Annotated in this window: 15 protein-coding genes; 10 read left to right on the top strand and 5 right to left on the bottom strand. The window is 55.9% G+C overall.

Annotation, left to right across the window (positions count from 1 at the left end):
- Positions 1-171 precede the first annotated feature (171 nt).
- The 6 genes from guaB to ACN085_RS04410 all read left to right on the top strand — a co-directional run bounded on the left by guaB (position 172) and on the right by ACN085_RS04410 (position 8,312).
- Positions 172-1,689 carry an IMP dehydrogenase gene (guaB, locus tag ACN085_RS04435; protein ID WP_419110749.1) on the top strand — a complete coding sequence of 506 codons (1,518 nt, stop codon included), beginning with the start codon at positions 172-174 and terminating at the stop codon, positions 1,687-1,689.
- 88 nt (positions 1,690-1,777) lie between these two features.
- Positions 1,778-2,905 carry a GuaB3 family IMP dehydrogenase-related protein gene (locus ACN085_RS04430; RefSeq protein WP_419099350.1) on the top strand — a complete coding sequence of 376 codons (1,128 nt, stop codon included), beginning with the start codon at positions 1,778-1,780 and terminating at the stop codon, positions 2,903-2,905.
- Positions 2,906-2,988: 83 nt separating this feature from the next.
- Positions 2,989-3,936, top strand: coding sequence for an SURF1 family cytochrome oxidase biogenesis protein (locus tag ACN085_RS04425; RefSeq protein ID WP_419099351.1), 948 nt, complete (start codon positions 2,989-2,991; stop codon positions 3,934-3,936).
- A gap of 91 nt (positions 3,937-4,027) precedes the next feature.
- On the top strand, positions 4,028-4,579 hold the full coding sequence (locus ACN085_RS04420) for a DUF3817 domain-containing protein (protein WP_419110748.1): 552 nt from the start codon (positions 4,028-4,030) through the stop codon (positions 4,577-4,579).
- Between the two features lie 167 nt (positions 4,580-4,746).
- Positions 4,747-6,339 (top strand): glutamine-hydrolyzing GMP synthase, encoded by a 1,593-nt coding sequence (gene guaA / locus ACN085_RS04415; RefSeq protein ID WP_419110747.1) that lies wholly within the window; start codon positions 4,747-4,749, stop codon positions 6,337-6,339.
- 443 nt (positions 6,340-6,782) lie between these two features.
- A complete protein-coding gene (locus ACN085_RS04410) occupies positions 6,783-8,312 on the top strand; it encodes a GH25 family lysozyme (RefSeq protein WP_419110746.1) in 1,530 nt (509 codons plus the stop codon).
- Positions 8,313-8,530: 218 nt separating this feature from the next.
- On the opposite strand, the gene ACN085_RS04405 is transcribed toward ACN085_RS04410, so the two are convergent.
- From ACN085_RS04405 to ACN085_RS04395, 3 genes are read right to left on the bottom strand one after another with little or no spacing between them, the layout of a single operon-like run.
- A complete protein-coding gene (locus tag ACN085_RS04405; protein WP_419104920.1) occupies positions 8,531-10,246 on the bottom strand; it encodes a glycoside hydrolase family 13 protein in 1,716 nt (571 codons plus the stop codon).
- Between the two features lie 60 nt (positions 10,247-10,306).
- On the bottom strand, positions 10,307-12,031 hold the full coding sequence (locus ACN085_RS04400) for a glycoside hydrolase family 13 protein (RefSeq protein WP_419110745.1): 1,725 nt from the start codon (positions 12,029-12,031) through the stop codon (positions 10,307-10,309).
- Between the two features lie 35 nt (positions 12,032-12,066).
- Positions 12,067-12,897: an endonuclease/exonuclease/phosphatase family protein gene (locus ACN085_RS04395; RefSeq protein WP_419104918.1), complete on the bottom strand. Its 831-nt coding sequence runs from the start codon at positions 12,895-12,897 to the stop codon at positions 12,067-12,069.
- A 344-nt stretch (positions 12,898-13,241) separates the two neighbouring features.
- Here ACN085_RS04395 and ACN085_RS04390 point away from each other — a divergent pair, with 344 nt between their 5' ends.
- From ACN085_RS04390 to ACN085_RS04375, 4 genes are all read left to right on the top strand, one after another.
- Positions 13,242-14,819 (top strand): alpha-glucoside-specific PTS transporter subunit IIBC, encoded by a 1,578-nt coding sequence (locus tag ACN085_RS04390; protein WP_419111043.1) that lies wholly within the window; start codon positions 13,242-13,244, stop codon positions 14,817-14,819.
- 92 nt (positions 14,820-14,911) lie between these two features.
- Positions 14,912-15,679 (top strand): MurR/RpiR family transcriptional regulator, encoded by a 768-nt coding sequence (locus ACN085_RS04385; RefSeq protein WP_419099358.1) that lies wholly within the window; start codon positions 14,912-14,914, stop codon positions 15,677-15,679.
- Positions 15,676-16,134 (top strand): cell shape determination protein CcmA, encoded by a 459-nt coding sequence (locus ACN085_RS04380; protein WP_419110744.1) that lies wholly within the window; start codon positions 15,676-15,678, stop codon positions 16,132-16,134. Before ACN085_RS04385 ends, ACN085_RS04380 begins: the two co-directional genes overlap by 4 nt.
- 195 nt (positions 16,135-16,329) lie before the next feature.
- Entirely contained in the window at positions 16,330-20,262 is a 3,933-nt protein-coding gene (locus ACN085_RS04375) for a DNA helicase (protein WP_419110743.1), read from the top strand.
- 289 nt (positions 20,263-20,551) lie between these two features.
- Here ACN085_RS04375 and ACN085_RS04370 read toward each other — a convergent pair whose 3' ends face one another.
- On the bottom strand, positions 20,552-20,734 hold the full coding sequence (locus tag ACN085_RS04370) for an FmdB family zinc ribbon protein (RefSeq protein WP_419099361.1): 183 nt from the start codon (positions 20,732-20,734) through the stop codon (positions 20,552-20,554).
- A 40-nt stretch (positions 20,735-20,774) separates the two neighbouring features.
- Positions 20,775-21,389: a 5-formyltetrahydrofolate cyclo-ligase gene (locus tag ACN085_RS04365; protein WP_419110742.1), complete on the bottom strand. Its 615-nt coding sequence runs from the start codon at positions 21,387-21,389 to the stop codon at positions 20,775-20,777.
- Positions 21,390-21,427: the final 38 nt, after the last annotated feature.

Below are 21,427 nucleotides of genomic sequence, written 5' to 3'. Positions count from 1 at the left end.
GGAATGGGTGGGCTAGTCTGGTAGCTATGGGCTTTGAGGCTTCCTACCTGCCGGTGCAGAGCTGTTGCAAGGGGCCGGGGCGTCCGCTCGCACAAGCCAGCCAAGCAGACTAAGATTAAAGATAGTGTCGCCCGCGCTAGATGACCCCCTTCGAAAGGTAGCAACCCCTCCATGACCACTCCTACTGCTCTGAGCGAAGACCCCTTCGGCTTTACCGGACTTACCTACGACGACGTTCTCCTGCTACCTGGCAACACCGATGTCATTCCCTCCGAAGCAGATACCACAACGCGCCTAACCCGCCGTATCTCTATCGGTTCACCCATTATTTCTGCGGCCATGGACACCGTCACCGAAGCTAACCTGGCAATTGCTATGGCTCGCATGGGTGGCATGGGCGTTATCCACCGTAACCTTTCAATCCAGGATCAGGCCGACCACGTGGACCGCGTCAAGCGGAGCGAATCGGGCATGATTACCAACCCCGTGACCGTCGGCCCCGATGCCACTATTGCTGAACTTGATGCGCTCTGCGGGCACTACAAGGTCTCGGGTCTTCCCGTGGTGGATGATTCCGGTGTTCTGGTCGGTATTATCACCAACCGCGACATCCGTTACCTACCCGAGTCCACCTTTGAGACCACCAAGGTCCGTGACATCATGACCAAGATGCCCCTGATTACGGGTCATGAGGGCATGAGCAAGGACGAAGCCTTCGACCTGCTGGCAAGTAACAAAATCGAGAAACTGCCCCTGATTGACGAAGCAGGTAAGCTCACCGGTCTGATTACGGTCAAGGACTTCACCAAGAGCGAGCAGTACCCCCGAGCCACTAAGGACGAGGACGGTCGCCTGCGCGTCGGTGCCGCTATCGGATTCTTTGGTGATGGCTACGAGCGCGCCATGACCCTGATCGAAGCCGGTGTTGACGCCCTGTTCGTGGATACCGCCAACGGTCACTCCCAGGGCGTACTCGACATGATTGCCCGCCTCAAGAAAGACAGCGCAGCCGCCCACGTTGATGTGGTGGGTGGCCAGGCCGCTACACGGGCCGGTGCCCAGGCCATTATCGATGCCGGGGCCGATGCCGTGAAGGTGGGCGTTGGCCCCGGTTCTATCTGCACCACCCGCATTATCGCCGGCGTTGGTGTGCCCCAGATTACCGCTATCAATGAATCGGCTAAAGCCGCTATCCCTGCCGGTGTTCCGCTGATCGCGGACGGCGGTATGCAGCACTCCGGTGAAATTGGTAAGGCCCTGGTCGCAGGTGCTGACTCCGTGATGCTTGGCTCCCTGCTGGCCGGTACCGCAGAATCACCCGGCGACCTAATTTTTGTCAACGGCAAGCAGTTCAAGGCCTACCGTGGCATGGGCTCACTGGGGGCAATGCAGTCCCGCGGGGGTAAGAAGTCTTTCTCTAAGGACCGCTACTTCCAGGCCGATGTGTCCTCAGAGGAGAAGCTGATTCCCGAGGGAATCGAAGGTCAGGTGCCCTACCGTGGCCCCCTGTCCTCTGTACTGCACCAGCTCGAAGGCGGCCTGCGCCAGACCATGTTCTATGTGGGTGCCCACACTATCGACGAACTCAAGCACAAGGGCCAGTTTGTGCGGATCACTTCGGCAGGTCTGAAGGAATCACACCCGCACGACATCATGATGACGGTAGAAGCCCCCAACTACCGCCGCTAAGCGCAGATTGTTAGCACCGCCTGCCCATAGAATTGGGCGGGCCTGAGCAGAAAGCCACCAACCGGCTAGACCGGTGAAAGGAAAAGCTATGAACGACATCCAAATTGGTATGTCCAAGCGTGCTCGCCGCACCTACTCGCTCGATGAAATTGCCCTGGTTCCTACCCGCAGGACCCGGGATACCAACGATGTGAACGTCACCTGGCAGATTGATGCCTTCGCGTTCGAGACCCCCATCATCGGTGCTCCTATGGACTCGGTGATGTCACCGGCTACCGCTATCGCTCTGGGTAAGCTCGGTGGCCTGGGTGTTCTTAACCTGGAAGGGTTATGGACTCGTTATGAGGATCCCCAGCCCCTACTCGATGAAATCACTGCACTGGATGCAGAGGATGCCCCAGCCGCGACCCGCCGCATGCAGCAGATATATTCGGAACCCATTAAGGCTGAGCTGATAACGGCTCGCCTTGCTGAGATTCGTGAGTCCGGTGTCATTGTGGCAGGTTCGCTGACCCCGCAGAACACCCAAGAGTTCTATGAGACTGTGGTGAAAGCTGGTGTTGATATCTTTGTGATTCGCGGTGCAGCTGTTTCTGCCCAGCACGTTTCGACTAGCCGTGAGCCTCTGGACCTCAAAAAGTTTATTTACGAGCTCGATGTCCCTGTGATGGTGGGCGGTGTAACCGGTTATACCCCCGCCATGCACCTGATGCGCACCGGTGCCGCTGGTGTCCTGGTTGGCTTTGGGGGCGGTGCGGCCCTCACTACCCGCCGGGGCCTGGGTATCCAGGCCGCTATGGCAACTGCTATCTCCGATGTAGCAGCCGCCCGCTCGGACTACCTGGACGAATCGGGTGGCCGCTACGTCCATGTGATCGCTGACGGTTCACTAGGCCGCTCCGGTGATATGGTCAAGGCTCTGGCTATGGGGGCCGATGCTGTCATGATTGGTGCGCCTCTGGCTCGTGCCCTTGAGGCCCCTGGTGCCGGCTGGTACTGGGGTAACGAAGCCCATTCCAAAGATTTCCCGCGCGGTGTACGCACCTACCAGGGTACCGTGGGAACCCTCAAGGAGGTTCTCTACGGCCCCTCGGCTCACACCGACGGTAGTTCTAACCTGGTAGGTGCCCTCAAACGGGCGCTGGCTACCTGCGGGTACACCGACCTGAAATCTTTCCAGCGTATCGATGTGAATTTCACCCCCTACGTCAAGTAGCGTCGACGGCCTCGCTCTTGCTGCTCACATGCAGGGGAGCGGGGCCTGCACGCTGTCACCCATGTTTGTAAGAGGTCTCTGAGTTGCTGAAAACTGCCCTAACCCCACGCTGGTTGCTGGGCTTGCTCCTGGTGCTGGCTCTGTCCAGCGGCTTTGTCATGCTCAGTAAGTGGCAGCTTAACTCATCGACCATGGGGCAGCTTACCGCTGACCCGGCCAAGGATAGGGTAGGCCCCTACACCGAAGTTCTCCAACCACACAGTGCTCAGCTCGCTAGCACTGTAGATACTGTAGTTGAAGCGCGAGGTACCTATACTCCAGGCTCCTCCTACCTGGTAGAAAATAGGCTTAAAGATGGTGTCCAAGGCTACTGGGTAATTGCTCTATTCACCCCGGAAGATAGCCAGAACGTGGAAACCAGTATGGGATCTAGCCCCCGGGGTATCGCTGTGGTGCGCGGCTGGTCTAAGGAGCCCCTTGTGCCTCCGGAACCTCAAGGGCCGGTGACGGTAGCCGGTCGTATCGTGGCTAATGACCCACCGGTCAATAGTAACCAGAGACACTCCCAGCTTGAGAACAAGGACCGTTTACTGGGGTCAGCCAGCCCTGCCTACCTTACGAATGTGTGGAACGCCCCGCTCTATGACGGAATCCTGACCCTTGATTCTGAGAGCACAGAGGGGACACCGCTGGCTGATGACGGAACCATAGCTATAAACGCCACCATCATCGGGCAGACCGATAACTTCCTGCCGGTGCGGGCGCCTCAGGTCACCGATGAGAATGTTGACTGGCTCAACATCTTCTACGCCCTAGAATGGCTGGTTTTTGCTGGGTTTGCGCTGTATCTGTGGTATCGCATGCTTAAGGACGCCGTTGAAAAGAAAAATGATCCGGCTCTCTACTTCGAGTATGAGGGGGAGTACTGGGTAGACGAAGAAACCGGCCGCCCCTACTACTACGACCCGGCGGATAAGACCTACTATTATTTCGATGAGGTCCAATCAACTAATAATACCGAGTCACACTAAGATTTCTCAGACAAATAAGGCCTCTGCCAGCTTAACCCTAATCCGGTAACTGGCGCAGAAGAACGAATTAACCCACGAAAGAGGGAACAAGGTGACTGAAGAACCTACCCCCCGCCCGGTCAATCGGACCGATGGCAAGAAAGTAACCCTAGCAGAGGGCAAAGCTGAGGCAAATACACGCGGTGGTTTTACCGTTCGCAAGAAGTTTGGCGGAACGGAGGCCCAGATTCGTGGTGCTCTCACCTTCTATAAGTGGTGCGCCTGGATATCGGGTATCTTCTTGTTGCTGCTGGTTGCTGAGATGATTACGCGTTACATCGTTGGTTATGACCTTATTGCGGGCGGAAGGGATGCGCAGACCGGGCAGAGCCTTGCCCTGGGCTGGCTGAATAGGGAAACCGGTAACCTGCACGGCGGTGTAAATATTTCCACCTGGGTTCTGATCGTTCACGGCTGGTTTTACGTCATTTATCTGATTTCTTGTTTCCGTCTTTGGCTGCTGATGCGCTGGGCATTGCCGCAGATGATTGTGATGGCCTTAGGTGGCGTGGTCCCCTTCCTTTCCTTCATTGTTGAGCACAAGATTCATGCGGAAACCCTCGCCCTGCTCGATTCCAACCCGCAGGCAACTAAACGGTATTAGCCCGGTAGCTACTGCAACTGTTGACAGGTTGGGGGGATGCCTGCCAGCCAGACCCCAATCTGCTTTAGAATAAGACCTATGGAATTCCCTGGGACCGGGTCTTTCGGTTGCCGCTGAGCGTGTACCGTCTATCTGGTCCAAACCCACAACCGAAAAGGTAAACATCTGTGACTACTCACACCCCCAACGAGGAGCTGGATCAGCGCCCGGTATTGGTCGTTGATTATGGCGCCCAGTATGCGCAGCTGATCGCCCGCCGCGTGCGAGAAGCTGGTGTCTATTCGGAGCTGGTGCCTCACACCATGCCAACCGAGAAGATGCTTGCTAAGAACCCTGCAGCCATCATTCTTTCTGGTGGCCCCTCATCTGTTTATGAGGAAGGTGCACCCAAGGGTGACATTGCCCTCTTTGAAGCTGGCGTACCTGTATTTGGTATCTGCTATGGTTTCCAGGTCATGGCCCAGACGCTGGGTGGCAAGGTCGCCCAGACCGGTTTGCGTGAATATGGCGCAACCGACGCTGTCCTGTGCGCGCAGAACTCTTCTTTCTTGACCGGTACCCCTGCCACCCAGAACGTGTGGATGAGCCACGGCGACTCTGTGGCTGAAGCCCCCGAAGGTTTTGAGGTTCTGGCTAAGACCCCGGGGGCGACTGTTGCCGCGTTTGTGGACGAGAAGCGTAAGCTCGGTGGCGTGCAGTGGCACCCCGAGGTTAAGCACTCGGACTACGGACAGCTTGCTCTTGAGAACTTCCTGTTTGAGGTTGCGGGTCTGGAGAAGTCCTGGTCAACCGGCAACATCATTGATGAGCAGGTTGCCAAGATCCGGGAGCAGGTAGGCGATGACCAGGTTATCTGTGCTCTGTCTGGCGGCGTTGATTCCTCTGTTGCGGCCGCTCTGGTGCACAAGGCTGTGGGTGATCAGTTGACCTGTTTCTTTATCGACCACGGTCTGCTCCGTGAGGGTGAGCGTGAGCAGGTGGAGCAGGATTACGCCTCCACCATGGGTATCAAGGTTGTAACTATTGATGAGTCTGAGCGGTTCCTTGGTGCCTTGGCAGGTATCACTGAGCCTGAGGCTAAGCGTAAGGCTATTGGCCGCGAGTTTATCCGGTCCTTTGAGGCTGCTCAGCGCAAGCTGATTGAAGAGGCTGGCGCTGAGGGCGGGGACATCAAGTTCTTGGTGCAGGGCACCCTTTACCCCGATGTGGTGGAGTCCGGTGGCGGCGAGGGCGCGGCGAATATCAAGTCGCACCACAATGTGGGTGGCCTCCCCGATGATTTGCAGTTTGAGCTGGTTGAGCCTCTGCGTACGCTGTTCAAGGATGAGGTTCGTGCTATTGGCCGCGAGCTGGGTGTTCCCGAGAAGATTGTTGCGCGTCAGCCTTTCCCCGGCCCCGGTTTGGGTATCCGTGTGATTGGTGAGGTGAACAAGCATAACCTGGATATTCTGCGTGCGGCCGATGCGATCGTGCGTCAAGAGCTGACCGCTGCGGGTATGGATGAGCAGATTTGGCAGTGCCCTGTGGTTCTGTTGGCTGATGTGCGTTCTGTGGGTGTGCAGGGTGATGGCCGTACTTATGGCCATCCGATTGTGTTGCGCCCGGTGTCATCTGAGGACGCTATGACCGCAGATTGGTCACGTTTGCCCTATGACCTGTTGGCCAAGATTTCTAACCGGATTACTAATGAGGTGGCTGAGGTCAATCGAGTGGTTCTGGATGTGACTTCAAAGCCTCCGGGAACAATTGAGTGGGAATAACAAAAATTTTCCCCACCTGGGGAAAATAAAATTTTTGTTATTCGCCGAGCATAGCGAAGCGGTGAGGCGGGAAACAGCACGAGCGTGGCGGGTTCCTCTACTTCAATTTTTCGCCCAAGGGTGGGAAATAATGATTGATGTATGCCGAGGTCTTAGCACAGTTTTGAGCCGGTGTCTGTGTGATTCTGGCAAGCAGTTTCAGCCTGGCTTCTTGAATTGTGAGAGTTTTCGTCTCATCTAGTGAATGGGTAGGTGCCTGGAAGGTTCCTACCCATTCTTTTATGCGCAGGGGGTTACAAATTGGGGGAGAGCAGTTAGTTTATTAAGGGAGCTGTTTACCACCCCCCTCGGGTAGGCAGCCCTTCTTCCTGCATATTTCCCCCTAACTGGAAAACGACACACACATGTACCCTTTAACCTTGAGCGGGCCACCCCCACGGCCCGTGAACAGTAGTTTTTTTAAGATAGCTCTTGCCAGTATTGTGCTGGCTCTTGGCAACTGCTTGCCAGCGGCTCATGCCTTGGAGGCTCCGGAGCCCGATGCGGCGTCTTTGCCTGCTAGCGCTTACCAAAGTGATTCAGCGCCACCTGAGCCTGGGAGTAAGAGCCCTGGCGCCCAGATGGGCCAGGGCTTGAAGAAAGCCCAGAGCTGGCGTGCTGAGCAACTGGGAAGGGACACAGGTGATGACGTTCAGGCCCAGACCCCTCAGGCCCAGACCCCTCAGGCCCAGACCCCTCAGGCCCAGACCCCTCAGGCTGATGCGCTAGGGGTGTACGGCCTGGATGTATCGGGCTGGCAACCTTATATTGACTGGCAAATGGAGTATGCCAAGGGTGCCCGTTTTGCTTATGTCAAGGTGTCGGAGGGCAACTACTATACGTCTCCTACTTTCTCCTCCCAATATGGGGGTGCCCAATCAGTTGGTATGCCGCGAGGCGGCTACCATTTTGCTCTGCCGGCTCAGTCGAGCGGTGCTGAACAGGCCCGTTTCTTTGTGGCAAATGGTGGTGGATGGAGCCCCGATGGTAGGACTCTGCCCGGCCTGTTGGATATTGAGTACAACCCTTATAGCCAATTCGGTAACATCTGTTTCAATATGACTCAGGCACAGATGGTTGCTTGGATCGATGATTTTGTTCAGACCTACAAAGCCTTGACCGGCCGTTACCCTGCTGTTTATTCAACCACTGACTGGTGGCTCACCTGTACGGGGGATACGCCCCGTTTTAACTACCTGCCCTTGCACCTGGCCAGTTACAGTAGCCTCCCGGGGGCTATGCCCTCGGGCTGGTGGACCTACGATATCTGGCAGTACTCATCGACCGGCCCCTTTGCTGGGGACTCTAACTATTTCAACGGGTCAGTGCGCGATTTGAGGGCTTTCGCAACATTCTTTAATTACAAGCCGGTGGGTGGTGTTTCGCCCTATCAGAGCCCTGTTGCCTTCCGGGACGTCTCGGCTAGCCACGTTTTCGCTGGTGAAATTAATTGGTTGGCTTCTGCAGGCCTTACGCGGGGCTGGCCTGATGGTACTTTCCGACCTGAGGCGAGTATCTCGCGTGAGGCCATGGCCGCCTTTATCTACCGTATGGCTGGTTCGCCTGCTTATACGCCGCCGCAGGCTTCTCGTTTCCGTGATGTTCCTGTGACTCACCCCTTCTATAAAGAAATTAACTGGTTGGCTGACCGCGGCATTAGCCAGGGCTGGCCCGATGGAACTTACCGGCCTGGTGAGAGTATCTCGCGTGAGGCTATGGCGGCTTTCTTCTACCGCTTAGCTGGTGAGCCTGCTACCAGTGCTGGTTCGGTCTTCTCCGATGTCTCTGCCCAGCATGCTTTTGCTCGTGAGATTAGGTGGTTCGCTGATCAGGGTATTACTCAGGGCTGGGCCGATGGTACGTTCCGCCCACAGGCACCAACGACTAGGGCAGCTATGGCGGCTTTCATGTACCGCTACACTTACCGTCCCTAGTATGTGATCTATCCATTTCCGAGTGGATCACAGCTACAAAGAGCCCCGCCCCCGTGATAGGGGCGGGGCTCTGACTCTGCGGCGACCTTTGAGGTGCTGGTAGAATCACAAAGCTTGAGGTGCTTGAGCCGAAGTTGAAACAGGGGCTCAAATCAGCAGTCAGGGGCTTGTGCACCCAAAATATCTAGCGAATATAAATGATGGTGCGCTCCTGGAAACTAAGCAACTACTCGATAGATCTTTGCCTCGTAGGGGCGCAGGGCGCTCCCGGCATCATCTGCATAGTTGCTCAGTACTAGCTCTACCCCCGGTAGTGCTGCCAGCTCAAATTCGCGAGTCAGCTCACGGTCGGTAAAGTTAGCGACCACGAGCAGTTTCTCCCCTTCACCGTGACGTTCGTAGGCGTAAACCTCGGTGTCCTCAGGGGCAAGAGGAACAAAAGTGCCGTAGACCAGCAGGTCTTTAAGCTCACCTCGGCGCAGGGCTAGGAGCTGACGGTAATGGTGCCAGAGTGAGTCGGGGCGGCTCATTGCTTCTTCAGCGTTGATGTCCACATAGTTGGGGTTCAGCCCAATCCAGGGTTCAGCGGTACTGAAGCCGGCCTTGTGCCCAGCTGACCACTGCATGGGGGTGCGGGCATTATCTCGACCCTTGAGATGGATGAGAGCCATAGCCTCATCGGCGCTGATCTGCTGGCGCTGGGTGACAAGATCGTCGTAGAAGTTGATGGAGTCAAGGTCCTTGTAATCCTCAATCGACTCGAACTTCACGTTGGTCATGCCCATTTCTTCGCCCTGGTAGATATAGGGAGTACCCTGCATGCCGTGAAGTACTGTTGCCAGCATCTTGCCGGATCGCTCCCGGTATTCGGGGCTGTCGTTCCCAAAACGGGAGACGATGCGGGGCTGGTCGTGGTTGTTCCAGTAGAGTGAACCCCAGGCCTTGCCTGCCAGCTCAAGCTGCCAGGTGTTGAGAACCTGTTTGAGGGCGGTCAGCTCAAGGGGCTGATATGACCATTTGCCCTCACCGGGGGCGTTATCCAGGCCGACGTGCTCAAAGTGGAAAATCATGTGGAGCTCATCGGAGGTGAAGCCCGAGAACTGAACTGCATCCTGGGGGCTGGTGCAGCTCATCTCACCCACGGTCATGCAGTCGTAGTGGTCAAAGGTTGCCATGTTCAGCTCGTGCATCCATTCGTGAACGCGGGTGCCGTTTTTGATAACAAAGGGGATAGATGAGCTGTGCTTGTCGGGCACAACCGACGGGTCATCGGGTAAGCCCTCGGGCTTGGAGATAATGTTGATAGCGTCCAAGCGGAAACCGTCAACACCCTTATCGAGCCAGAAGTTCACCAGGTCGAAGATTTCCTGGCGCACGGCGGGGTTCTCCCAGTTCAGGTCGGGCTGCTTAACCGAGAACATGTGCAGGTACCACTGGTCTGTATGTTCGTCGTACTTCCAGGCGGGCCCGCCAAATTCGCTACCCCAGTTGTTGGGGGGTAGGGGCTTACCTTCAGCATCCACACCGGAGGAGTCGCGCCAGATGTAGTAGTTACGGTAGGGGTTATCCCGGCTTGAGCGGGCCTGCTTGAACCACTCATGCTCGTCGGAGGAATGATTGACGACCAGATCCATGAGAATTTTGATGCCCAGTGAATGGGCGGTCTCCAGCATGGTGTCGAAATCTTCCATGGTGCCGAACTCGGGCATAATGGCTCGGTAATCGCTGATGTCATAGCCCATGTCGTCGTTGGGTGAAGCAAAGACCGGGGAAAGCCAGATGACGTTGATACCTAGCTCTGCTAGATAGGGCAGGCGGGCTGTGATACCCGGGATATCGCCGACACCGTTGCCGGTGGAATCCTGGAAGCTACGGGGCCAAATCTGGTAGACGACTGCTTCTTTCCACCATTTTTTACCTGAATTATCTGCCATGGGTGCTCCTTATTGTGCGTGCTTAGATCTTATGGGATAGGGGTTAAGGCCAGCTTACCGTCAGGCTTGGTAGAGATAGACTTTGGCCTCGTAGGGTCGCAGGGTGTTTTGGGCGTCATCGGGGTAGTTAGATGTCAGCAGAGTATGTTCTCCTGCGGGTTCTTGATAGGTGCGCTCCAGGGTGCTATCGGTGAAGTTGGCAATGACCAATAGAGTCTCTTGCTCCGATGCGCCGGTACCGTGCCGGTAGTAGGCGTAGACCTGCTCATCCTTGGGGTCTAGGAGCTCATAGGTCCCGTTGACCATGATCGGGTGCTGGCGGCGGAGGGCAATGAGCTGCTGGTAGTGGTAGAAGACCGAACCGGGGTCAGCGAGTGCCTCTTCCGCGTTGATTTCTGTGTAGCGGGGGTTGAGTTTGAGCCAGGGTTTTCCGCCTGTAAACCCTGCGTGGGCTTCTGCCTTCCACTGGATAGGGGTGCGGGCATTATCGCGCCCGGACTGAGAAATGTAGCGAAGCATATCTTCGTGGCTGACCAGCCCGGAGCCAACCAGCTTGCGGTAGGCATCGTGAATCTCGATGTCCTTGTAGTCCTCGATGTTTTCAAAGTAGACGTTGGTCATGCCGAGTTCTTCACCCTGGTAGATGTAGGGGGTGCCCTGTAAACAGTGGAGTACGGTGCCGAGCATCTTGGCTGAGAGTACCCGGTATTCGGGCGAGTCGTTGCCAAAGCGGGAGACCGCGCGGGGCTGGTCGTGGTTGTTCCAGTAGAGGGCGTTCCATGCTTTACCGGACAGGTCGTTTTGCCAGCGGCTGAGGGTGTCTTTGAGGTCTACGAGCTTGAAGCGGGTGTCGTTCCACTTACCCAGGGCCGGGTTAGGGTTGCCGTCCAGGCCCATGTGCTCAAACTGGAAGAGGGTTTGGAGTTCGCCCCGGTCAAAGCCGGTGTAGAGCAAGCCATCTGCGGTATTGACGTGTGGAGTTTCGCCCACGGTAATCACGGGGTACTTGCTAAGAACTTCACGGTTCATCTCTTGAAGGAACTCGTGGACGCGGGGACCGTTGGCCACCATACCCAGCGAATCGGTCTTAGACCCAGCGGCCACAGCCGGGTCATCGGGGTAGGCAGGGTCCTTGGAAATGAGGTTAATGACGTCCATGCGGAAGCCGTCTACGCCCTTATCCAGCCAGAAACGCATAAGGTCATAGACCTCCTGGCGGACGGTGGGGTTCTCCCAGTTCAGGTCTGGTTGTTTGACTGAGAACATGTGTAGGTAGAACTGTTCTGTAGTCGGTTCCCATTCCCAGGTGGACGGTGAAAAAGCGGCAATCCAGTTGGTGGGCGGGATTGGCTCTCCCCGTTCGGTATACCCGGCGGGGTCTTTCCAGATGTAGTAGTCGCGGTAGGGGTTATCCTTACTGCTCTTGGCCTGGATGAACCACTCGTGTTCATCGGAGGTGTGGTTGACAACCAAGTCCATCATGATTTTGATACCCGCTTGGTGAGCGGCGGCCAGTAGGGTATCGAAGTCGTCTATGGTGCCAAACTCAGGCATAATGGCCCGGTAATCGGAAATGTCGTAGCCGTTATCATGGTTGGGTGACTTGTAGATGGGGGAGAGCCAGATAAGGTCTACCCCCAGCCTGGCCAGGTAGGGAATCTTCTCGGTGATACCGGGTAGGTCACCGATGCCGTCGCCGTTGGAGTCTTTGAAACTGCGTGGGTAAATCTGGTAGACAACGGGTTCCTGCCACCAGGCTGTTTCGCGGTGAGATGGGGCGGTCATGGGGTACCTTCCTCAGACTGTAGGAGAGAAACGATTTAGAGGTTGAGAGTGAGCAAAAGCCCGGAGTGGTCCGAGATAGCCTGATCTGATGTATCGGGAAACACCACGCTGTGCTGGGCCACCTCAAGAGGCTGGTTGGCTAAGACCAGGTCAATCCGGAGGGCTTGGGTGAAGTTAGTCCAGCCGTGGATAGCCTTATGCACAGTATGCTCCCCTTGAATCTGGCTTGCGGTCAGATAGGTATCGTGCCAGCCCAAAGACCGCATGAGCGTGTACCCCTCATCGGTTACCTCTGCCGCATTATTGAAGTCACCGGCAAGTAATACTGTCTCAGAGCCAGCAAGCTCTCTGAGAGACCTATTGAGAATCTCAAATTCCTGTGCAAAGAGCGAGGCCCCCTCTACTTCCCACCAGCTCATGTGGGCGCTTGTAACCCACAGGCCACCGTGCTCAGCGCCCAGCTTGGCAGCAATGACGACCCTGCGCGCAACGTCCTGATCCGTGTAAGTAGGGGACACATCGATACACTCAAGCCTTTGCATCGGCTCGCGAGTGAGCAGCGCGACCCCCTCGTCATAGCGCTCAAAACCGAGATGGGAGACCGCCCAGGCCCAGTGGTAGGGGCGATCTAGCTCTGCCAGGAATTGGTTGAGCAGTAGCGCAAAATTGTCCTGACGCACGGGGCGGTCAGCCCCGCCCGCATACCCCAGCGGATGCTCAAGGATGGGGGAGTGGATAAACTGGTTAACCTCCTGCAAGGCCACGGCATCAATTTTTTGTTGGACGATAAACTGCGCCAGCTCATAGATTTTGGAAACCTGGTGAATCTCAAGCCAACTGTGGGTATTGAGGGTTAGGAGCTTCATAGCGGCCTCGGCTCATTCTTTCGTGCCCTGACATTTTCTCTGCTCCATTTATCCTAGGTAAAACCCCCGCCATAGCGCCCCCGGTAGTAGGGGCCCCGGGGCCGGTATTTTTACCGGCTCCCGTAAAACGTGCCAGTTCGTGGCATTAATTCCAAAGTGAGTATAAGCGGGGGACTAATAGAACAGAGGGTGATTAGATAGGCCTAGTACTTACACGGTCAGCACTTGACAGATCCCGCTTGCCCCAGAGGCAAAGGGACAGGTGCGACCTACACACGAAAGGTTCTTATCCGATGATGGAGAAGATTCAGAGGTTCGGCTCGGCCATGTTAGCCCCCGTCCTCATCTTTGCATTTGCCGGTCTTGCCGTTGGTATCGCTATCATCTGCAAGAACGAGCAGCTTCTAGGCGGTATTGCCGCTGAGGGTACCGGCTGGTATAACTTCTGGTCAGTCTGGGAGTCAGGAGCCTGGACCGTCTTTAACCAGATGGAACTCCTCTTTGTTCTGGGTCTTCCTATTGCCTTGGCGAAGACCGCTCAGGCCCGCGCGGTTCTTGAAGCGGGTATGGTTTACCTGACCTTCAACTACTTCGTTGCTTCAATCCTGAGCATCTGGGGCGAGAACTTTGGCGTTGACTACAGCGTAGATCTTTCAGAAGGTGCTGCCGGTACCGGTCTGAAGATGATTGCTGGTATCAAGACTCTGGACACCGGTATCTTCGGTGCTATTATCATCTCCGCCATCGTGGTCTGGCTGCATAACCGCTACTTCGGCACTAAACTTCCCGATTTCCTGGGTATCTTCCAGGGTACCCAGTACGTCTACGGTCTGGGCTTCTTCCTCATGATGCCTGTAGCTCTTGCCTTTGTCATGGTCTGGCCTACCATTCAGACCGGTATCGGGTCTCTCCAGGGCTTTTTCATGAACTCTGGTGTGTTCGGTGTTTGGCTCTACACCTTCCTAGAGCGCATCCTGATTCCCACCGGCCTGCATCACTTTATCTACACACCTTTCGTCTTCGGCCCGGCTGTTGTTCCCGATGGCATCACCAAGTACTGGGTTGCTAACCTGGATACCTTTGCTAACAGCACCACTCCCGTCAAGGAACTCTTCCCCGGTGGCGGTTTTGCCCTGCACGGTAACTCCAAGGTCTTCGGCCCTCTGGGTATTGCAGCGGCTTTCTTCACGACCGCTCGCCCCGAGAAGCGCAAGGAAACCCTGGCACTGCTAATACCGGTTTGCTTGACCGCAATGCTGATTGGTATTACCGAGCCCCTGGAATTTACCTTCCTCTTCCTTGCACCTCCGCTCTTCGCCGTCCACGCGGTTCTCGCGGCAACAATGTCCGCTACCATGTATGGCTTCGGCGTTGTGGGCAACATGGGCGGCGGTCTGATTGACTTCCTCTTCCAAAACTGGATCCCCATGTGGCCCAACCACTCAGGTATGGTGCTGACCCAGATTGCTATCGGCCTCTGCTTCACTCTTATCTACTTTGTGGTCTTCCGCTTCCTCATCCTCAAATTTGATTTCAAGACCCCCGGGCGTGAAGCCGATGGCGGCCAAACCAAGCTCTACACCAAGGCTGAATACAAGGAAGCCAAAAAGAAGGGTGCCCTGGGGGCTGAGGACGCCGCTGCGGGTCTTGTTACCGCAGAAGCAACCGACCCCTACACCCAGCGAGCAAGCGACTTCCTGGCTCTCTTGGGCGGCCCTGAAAATATCGCCCACGTCAATAACTGCGCGACCCGCCTGCGAATCTCCGTTGATAACCCCGAGCTGGTGGGAACCGAAGCTGACTTTAAGTCAGCAGGTGCGCTTGGCCTGGTCAATAAGGGTAAGGCCCTGCAAGTCATTGTGGGTATGGACGTGCCCCAGGTCCGTGACAAGTTCGAGGAACTGGTCAATAAAGGTAAATAAGGCCTAGCCATTTATTTTTCCCATCGAGGGCTTCTGAGAAAACACCTATACTGTAATCACCGCAGTGACCGTGAAAGACTCAGGAGCCCTTGGTGGATTTACAAGAACTTGTCAACGCGCACCAAAGCCGTTTGAGCGACACCGAACGCGAGATACTCGCTTTCATGTTGAACAACGAAGAGTTTGTCGCCGATTCCACTATTAGCGCCCTGGCGCACAGGACTTTCACTTCAACCTCCAGCATCATCAGGTTGACCAAGAAACTGGGCTTCTCGGGTTTTGCCGAGCTAAAGTTCTTTGTCAAGAACTCCCTAGCTGGGCCCACGACTCCTCCTATTGATTTTCTGGAAAGCGGGCGCAACGACATCCTCACAACCTATGAGGGGTTGATGGCTACCGACTTCACGCCTATTGTGCAGAAGATTGACACCGCACGAACTATTTACTGCTACGGCACCGGGTTCGCCCAGCGGACCGCGATTCAGGAGTTCTCCAAATCGTTGCTAACCTGTGGAAAATTTACACACGTTATCCCTGCTTCGAGTGAGTTCAGGGGCAGCATCGGGGTGATGAAACCAGAAGACCTGGTGATCATTGCTTCCCTGTCCGGTGAAACCGAGAGTGCCCTACCCACAGTTCGGGCATTGGCCTCGCGGAAGGTGCCCATGATCGCTATCACGGCTCTGGGTGTTAACTCTATTTCGGCAGTGGCTGAGCACGCCCTTCACTATGAGAGCACCCCGACCGTGACCAGCATCCATACGGAGCCCTTCCACTCTTTTGTGACCTTGAGCGTGCTCTTGGACTATATCGTTCGCCAGTACATCCAGTACCTTGACCTTAAAGAAAAAGATTCATGAATTCCATCTTCTACGCCCTGCGTAACACCCAAAAACTGCGAACCTTTATGTTCTGGTACTGGATCGTTAGCCCCTTTATCTACTTTTCCTACCAGTATGCAGTGTCCCAAAGTGCGCAGGTGAGTATCAGAGAAATGCTCAACCAACCTGCTATTGCTCTAGCCTTTATCACCAGCTGTATTTCAATTATTATGGCCGGTCTACTTAGGGGCGCTGAGGTCGAGAACGAAAGCACAGAGCGTATTTTTGGCATTTTTGCCCTGGCGCAACAATTACTGGTCGGTAATATTCCCGGATTTTTGTTGAGCTATTTTTATACTCGTTCCCTCTGGGACGCCACTGGCGAGCCCTTCGCCCCCCGCATGAAGGGGGTGCTCCTGGGCGGCATGGCACTTATTGGCTTTCTCTCTTTGCTCGTTTTGGTCGCAAATTTTAACCTCTATATTGCAGGCTAGATAGGTTCCTAACCATCCCGGGGATTCTGCTCTCATCAGGAAAAGCTTGCCGCGTGAAGTCTTATTAAGTCATGGTCACACTTTCTCGAGTACAGCGGAAAGATAAGCCGCAACCAGTCTTTACTGCAGTAGTAGCTTGAAGGAGCAACTATGATAGTAGAGATATAAAAACGTGCAGAAAGCCAGAGTATTTCAGTGAACGAGCAGGTTGCACCCAAACCAGCCTTGGGACATGACTATGCCCAGCCCCCTACCCCCCAATCAACCCGGGGGGATACTGACGTTGGCACCGTAGCTGAGCACGCCCCAGATTCCTCCCCTGCGGTCACTGACGACCAGACCACCGCCCAGATCCAGGCTGGCCTTGAGGCCTGGGCTGAGCAGATGGAAATCTACACCGGCCCCGATGCCATGCTTGACTTCAATCAGGTTGACTATGTGCATATTGATTTGACTGAGGCAAATTCGTCGGGTGTTGCTCAGTTGTTCATGGGGCGCAAGACCCGCCTATCGACCATTCTGCGCGATAAAGCAAGACTAGAAAGCGGCATGGTTGCTGCCCGGGCCTTACGCACTAAAATCTTTGAGCTGGCCACCGGCCACGGGCTAGACGCCGGCTACTTCGTAGCGGGCACAGCCTCCTGGCTCTCCCACGACATTCGTGAGGGCCGCATGATAGGGGAGAAACGTTTTATTGCCCCTATTCTGATGGCACCGCTCAGCCTGACCCCGCACCCCACCAGCGATGACTTTGAGGTTCAGATAACCGGCCCCGCCCAGCTGAACCCCGCTATGGTACGTCAAATCAAAAAAGAGTACGGGATTAACCTGGGCACCATGGACGTTGCTCAGCTAGCAAACTCCATGAGCAAGCTGGACCCAGAGCCCGTGATTGAGAGAATGAGGGCAACTACCGGGAATATCCCCGGCATGACCATTCAGTCCAACTATTTCATCTCAACATTTGCTGACCTGAAAGAAAGCACGGGTGAACTGCCGGCTGATGCCCACACCGATCTGGTGCGTGATATAGCCCAGCTCAAGCTCAACCCGCTTGAGAAGCCTTTTGTGGCACCGATTTATAACAACCGGCCCTCACTGGACACCCGTGACCCCGACACCGACATGCTGGTGCTTGACGCCGATGCCAGAGCTCAGGAAATCGTTGACTTAGCGCACCAGGGCCACTCCATGACCGTAACAGCGGCACCGGGCACCGATCAGCTGGGTACCGCAGTCAATATAGCGGCGGCCCTTATCCACCAGGGTAAGTCTGTTCTGGTGGTCGGTGAGAAGCGCTCAACCCTGGCAGATTTTGGCCGGGTACTCAACCGGGTTCACATGACTGATTTGGCCTTCACACTATTGGTTGAGCGGAGTCCAGAAGAGTACCGCCAGGAGTTTATTCAGGCGATTATTCGCGATGAGAAAGCACCCGCCCCAAACGTCAGCGAGATTCACCGGGAGCTTGTCGAAACCCGCAATAAATTACGCGGCCACACTGAGTCATTGCGCTTTACCGAGTCGCGCTGGGGCTGCTCAGTTTACGATGCCCTACAGACCCTAGCGGCTCTCACCGCGCAGGAAGAGCCTCCCGCCACCCGTGTGCGCCTACCCCGCAAGACTATGGACGCTCTGGTGTCCCGTAGCGCTACCGTTCAGCGCCTGCAGAGGTACGCGGAACTGGGAGGTTTTCGCCCCTCGACCCGTGTCTCGGCCTGGTATAAGGCTAAGCTGGCCAGCGCCGAAGATACCGCTGCGGCTCACAACCTGGTTAAGAGTCTGAGTGCCTCGCTGGCAAATGTTTCGGCCAAGATGCGGCTGATGGCTGATGAGACCGGTATGGAACAGGCCACCACCATGGACGACTGGGGCCTGCAACTTGATTTACTGGAGAGAATTTCGGAGACGCTGACCTACTTCAGGGCAGATATTTTTGACCGCCCGGTCACCGATTTAATTGCGGCAACCGCCAGCAGCACCTGGCGGCGCGAGCACGGCATCGAGATGTCAAGCATTCAGCGTACCCGCCTGCGCAAGACCGCTAAGGAACATATTGTCCCTGGTGAGTCTGTTCTCGACCTTCACGAGAGCCTGTTCATTGTTCAGGGCCAGCGGGAGGAATGGATTACCTGGGTCAAGGACCAGCGCCTTCCTCTAATTCCCCGGAACCTGGCTGAGTTGCGTGCTGATTACATGCGCCTGCTCGATGAGTTTACCGGTCTAGCTATCGTGCTAGAGGATTCACCGGCTGGTACCCGTTTCGCACAGACCCGTTTGAGTGCACTTGAGAATCGCCTAAATTCTCTGGTGGAGGATCAGTGGTTGCTCCAGACCTTGCCAGAACGCGAAAGCCTCTACCGCCAGCTGTCCGAGATGGGGCTCTCGGAACTGCTTGCCGACTTTTATGAGCGCCAGCTTGATGCTGGGGCTGTCCCAGCTGAACTTGAGTTGGCCTGGTGGCAGACCGCTTTGGAAATGATGCTGGCTTCGCAAGAGCTTGAGATTCTCAATGGTGATGCCCTACGTGCCCTCGAGACCCGGTTCCGCAGGGCTGACTACTCCCATATCTCATCGGGGCCCGCGCGCCTGCACGCCGCTGTAGCTGATACCTGGCGACGTCGGATCCAGGAAGAAGAACAACAGACGGCTTACCTGCGGAGCCAGCTCAAGGCACACGAGTTTAACCTGGGACAGGTGCTGACACACTCACCTAAGATGGCAACCACGCTGCTACCCTTGTGGATTGCAAGCCCCTTCTCGCTGTCGGGCAAGGTACCAACCAGCATGCGTTTTGATACGGTAATCCTCCTCGATGCTGAGTCCACTCCGCTCGCGGCAAACCTGCCTGCTCTCATTCGTGCTGAACAGGTTATTGCCTTGGGTGACCCGCACAGCGGTTTCCCTGCACCCTTTATGGTCTCTGCTGTTGCACGGAACGCACCCCCTGTCCGTGACCAGAAGATTGTCAGCACCTTTGAGGCGCTGTCACGGATACTACCGGGGCGTAGCCTCTCTACCGTAAACCGTGCTGTGGATTCGGCACTCTTTGCTTATCTCAACGAGCACTTCTATCGGGGTGAGCTATCAAGCTACCCCTGGGGCGAAGAGATCACCGATGACACTCCGGCCCTAACCGTGGAGTATGTCAACGTCTCCGGCAAGGTTTCTGAGAACGCCAGCCTTGATTCGCCCAGCCCGGAGGTGCAAAAAGTCGCCGAGATGGTGATTGAGCACGCTTACCGTACCCCCAGGCAGACCCTGGCGGTTGTGACCGCTACAGCTCGCCATGCCCAGCGTATCGCTGAGGCTGTGCGTCAGATGCTGGTACGCTACCCGCAGTTCACACCCTTCTTCGCTGCTGGTGATGAGTCCTTCCGTGTGGTCGATGTGTCTCGCGCGGTTGATATGGAACGCGACGTCATTATCTTCGCTTTGGGGGCTGGAAAACTTGCCCAGGGAGCGGCCCACCACTTTGGGCATCTATCTGAGCGGTACGGTCGTGAGAGCTTTGTGCTAGCTATGACCCGGGCTCGTCACCTCACCCGTTTTGTCACCTGTCTAAGCCCGGAAGACCTAGACCCCCAACGCCTCGAGTACGGTGCCTTCGATGTCTACCGCCTACTTCTTGCCTACCGCAAAGAGCAGGAAGCCAAGGCTCAGCGGCAGATGGCTGGCCCGATTACCGATCAGTTGCCGGTCAATGAGTTCCTCACTAACGATCACCTCGAAGCAATTGATATGGGGGACTGGCTGCTCAATGATCTCTTGCGCCGGTTGAACCCTCAGTCCACGACCTTGCACCAGTCGCCGGTTCCGCTGCTGTCGCTGGTGATGACCAGTGATCAGGATTCACTGCTTGCCGGTGCGATGGCTAGCCCACGTACACGTAAGCTGATGAGCGGTCAGGAACATGTCATTCCTGCTCGGGTGCCTTTGGCTCTTATCTCCGATGGTTCTGACGCCTATGCGGCTTTGAGCGTGCGTGAACGGTCCCGCCTGATTCCTGAGCTTTTAGCCCGTACTGGCTGGAATCATATGACCTGCTGGACCATTGAGGCCTTCTCTGACCCCGAAGCTGTTGTCCGCCGAATCAACAGCTACCTGGGCCTGGGGAAAGACAGCTAGCGCATGACTGCCTCAGAGAGCGCTCCGGAAGAGAGCAAGGATAATACTCGGTTCAGTCCGGTTCCTCGGCCTAGACGGGGCAACCGTCGCGCAAGGGGGGGCTCCCCCATCGGGGGGAAAGAACCCCGCCTTGCAGGTCTAGAGCCTCCTGTACGTCAGCTAGCACCTGAAAATGACGCTCTAGCAACCTGGCTCAAAGAGCAACGCCCACCGCACTACGAATAGGCACAAACACAAGAAGGCTCCCTCACCCCTATAGTGGGGGAGCCTTCATCCGTTTATGGCCTTTTTACTTGCTTTTATCGTTGGCGTAGAAGCCTGAGCCTTTAAAGACCACACCGACCTGGCCAAATTTCTTGCGGAGGGTGTCCTGCCCGCAGGACGGGCAGGTGGTGAGAGCTTGATCGCTAAAAGACTGGTGCTGTTCAAATAGGTGGTCGCAATTCTTGCACTGGTAGACGTAAACCGGCACAGTCGCTCCATTTCGGTGAGGTAAGTGTTATAACCGGGTGCTATTGTACTCTGTTCTTGCTGCCAGTACCCAGTTGCCGTAGTCCCTGCTCCGTCAGCGCGTAGTTGAGGGTTGCGTCCCACTCAGCGTGGGGGAGCCCATCGAGTATCTCGCGGGAGAAGACAAGACCGAGTGTTGAAGCATCCATTGCCTGGGCCGGCAGTAGCTTGAGAAGCCGGTCATAGTAGCCGCCTCCCTGGCCTAGCCGGTTGCCGTGCATATCGTAGGCTAGGGCCGGCACTAGCCGGATATCAGCCTCAAGAAAAGCCTCTGCCCCCAGCCTCTGACCTAGCGGCTCGGATATCCCTAAGGCATTGGTCACTAAGGGTGCCACCGGGCTCCAAAGAACCCAGGCCAGCTGACCATGAGGGAGAACAACGGGGACGAAAACACGGTGCCCGGCGCGGTGAGCGTAGGCTAGGCCATCGAGGATAGGTGGCTCAGTGGGTAGGGGCAGAAAAGCTGCTATGGTCGAGCCTTCGGGCGAAGATTCCCAGAGACTGCGTAGGTGACCGGTAAAGGCTTGGCTCACAAGGTTTAGCTGGCCAGTTTCCCGTCGCCGGTGCCTCAGATAAGCGCGTGCAAATGTCTTGTACTGGCTGGTAGCTGGAGACATGTTGATAATCTTTCGAGCCTAATGACGCAATTAATGGT

This window comes from Rothia sp. P4278 (assembly GCF_048512945.1).
GTDB lineage: Bacteria > Actinomycetota > Actinomycetes > Actinomycetales > Micrococcaceae > Rothia.
This window is presented reverse-complemented; position numbering and strand designations above follow the sequence as displayed.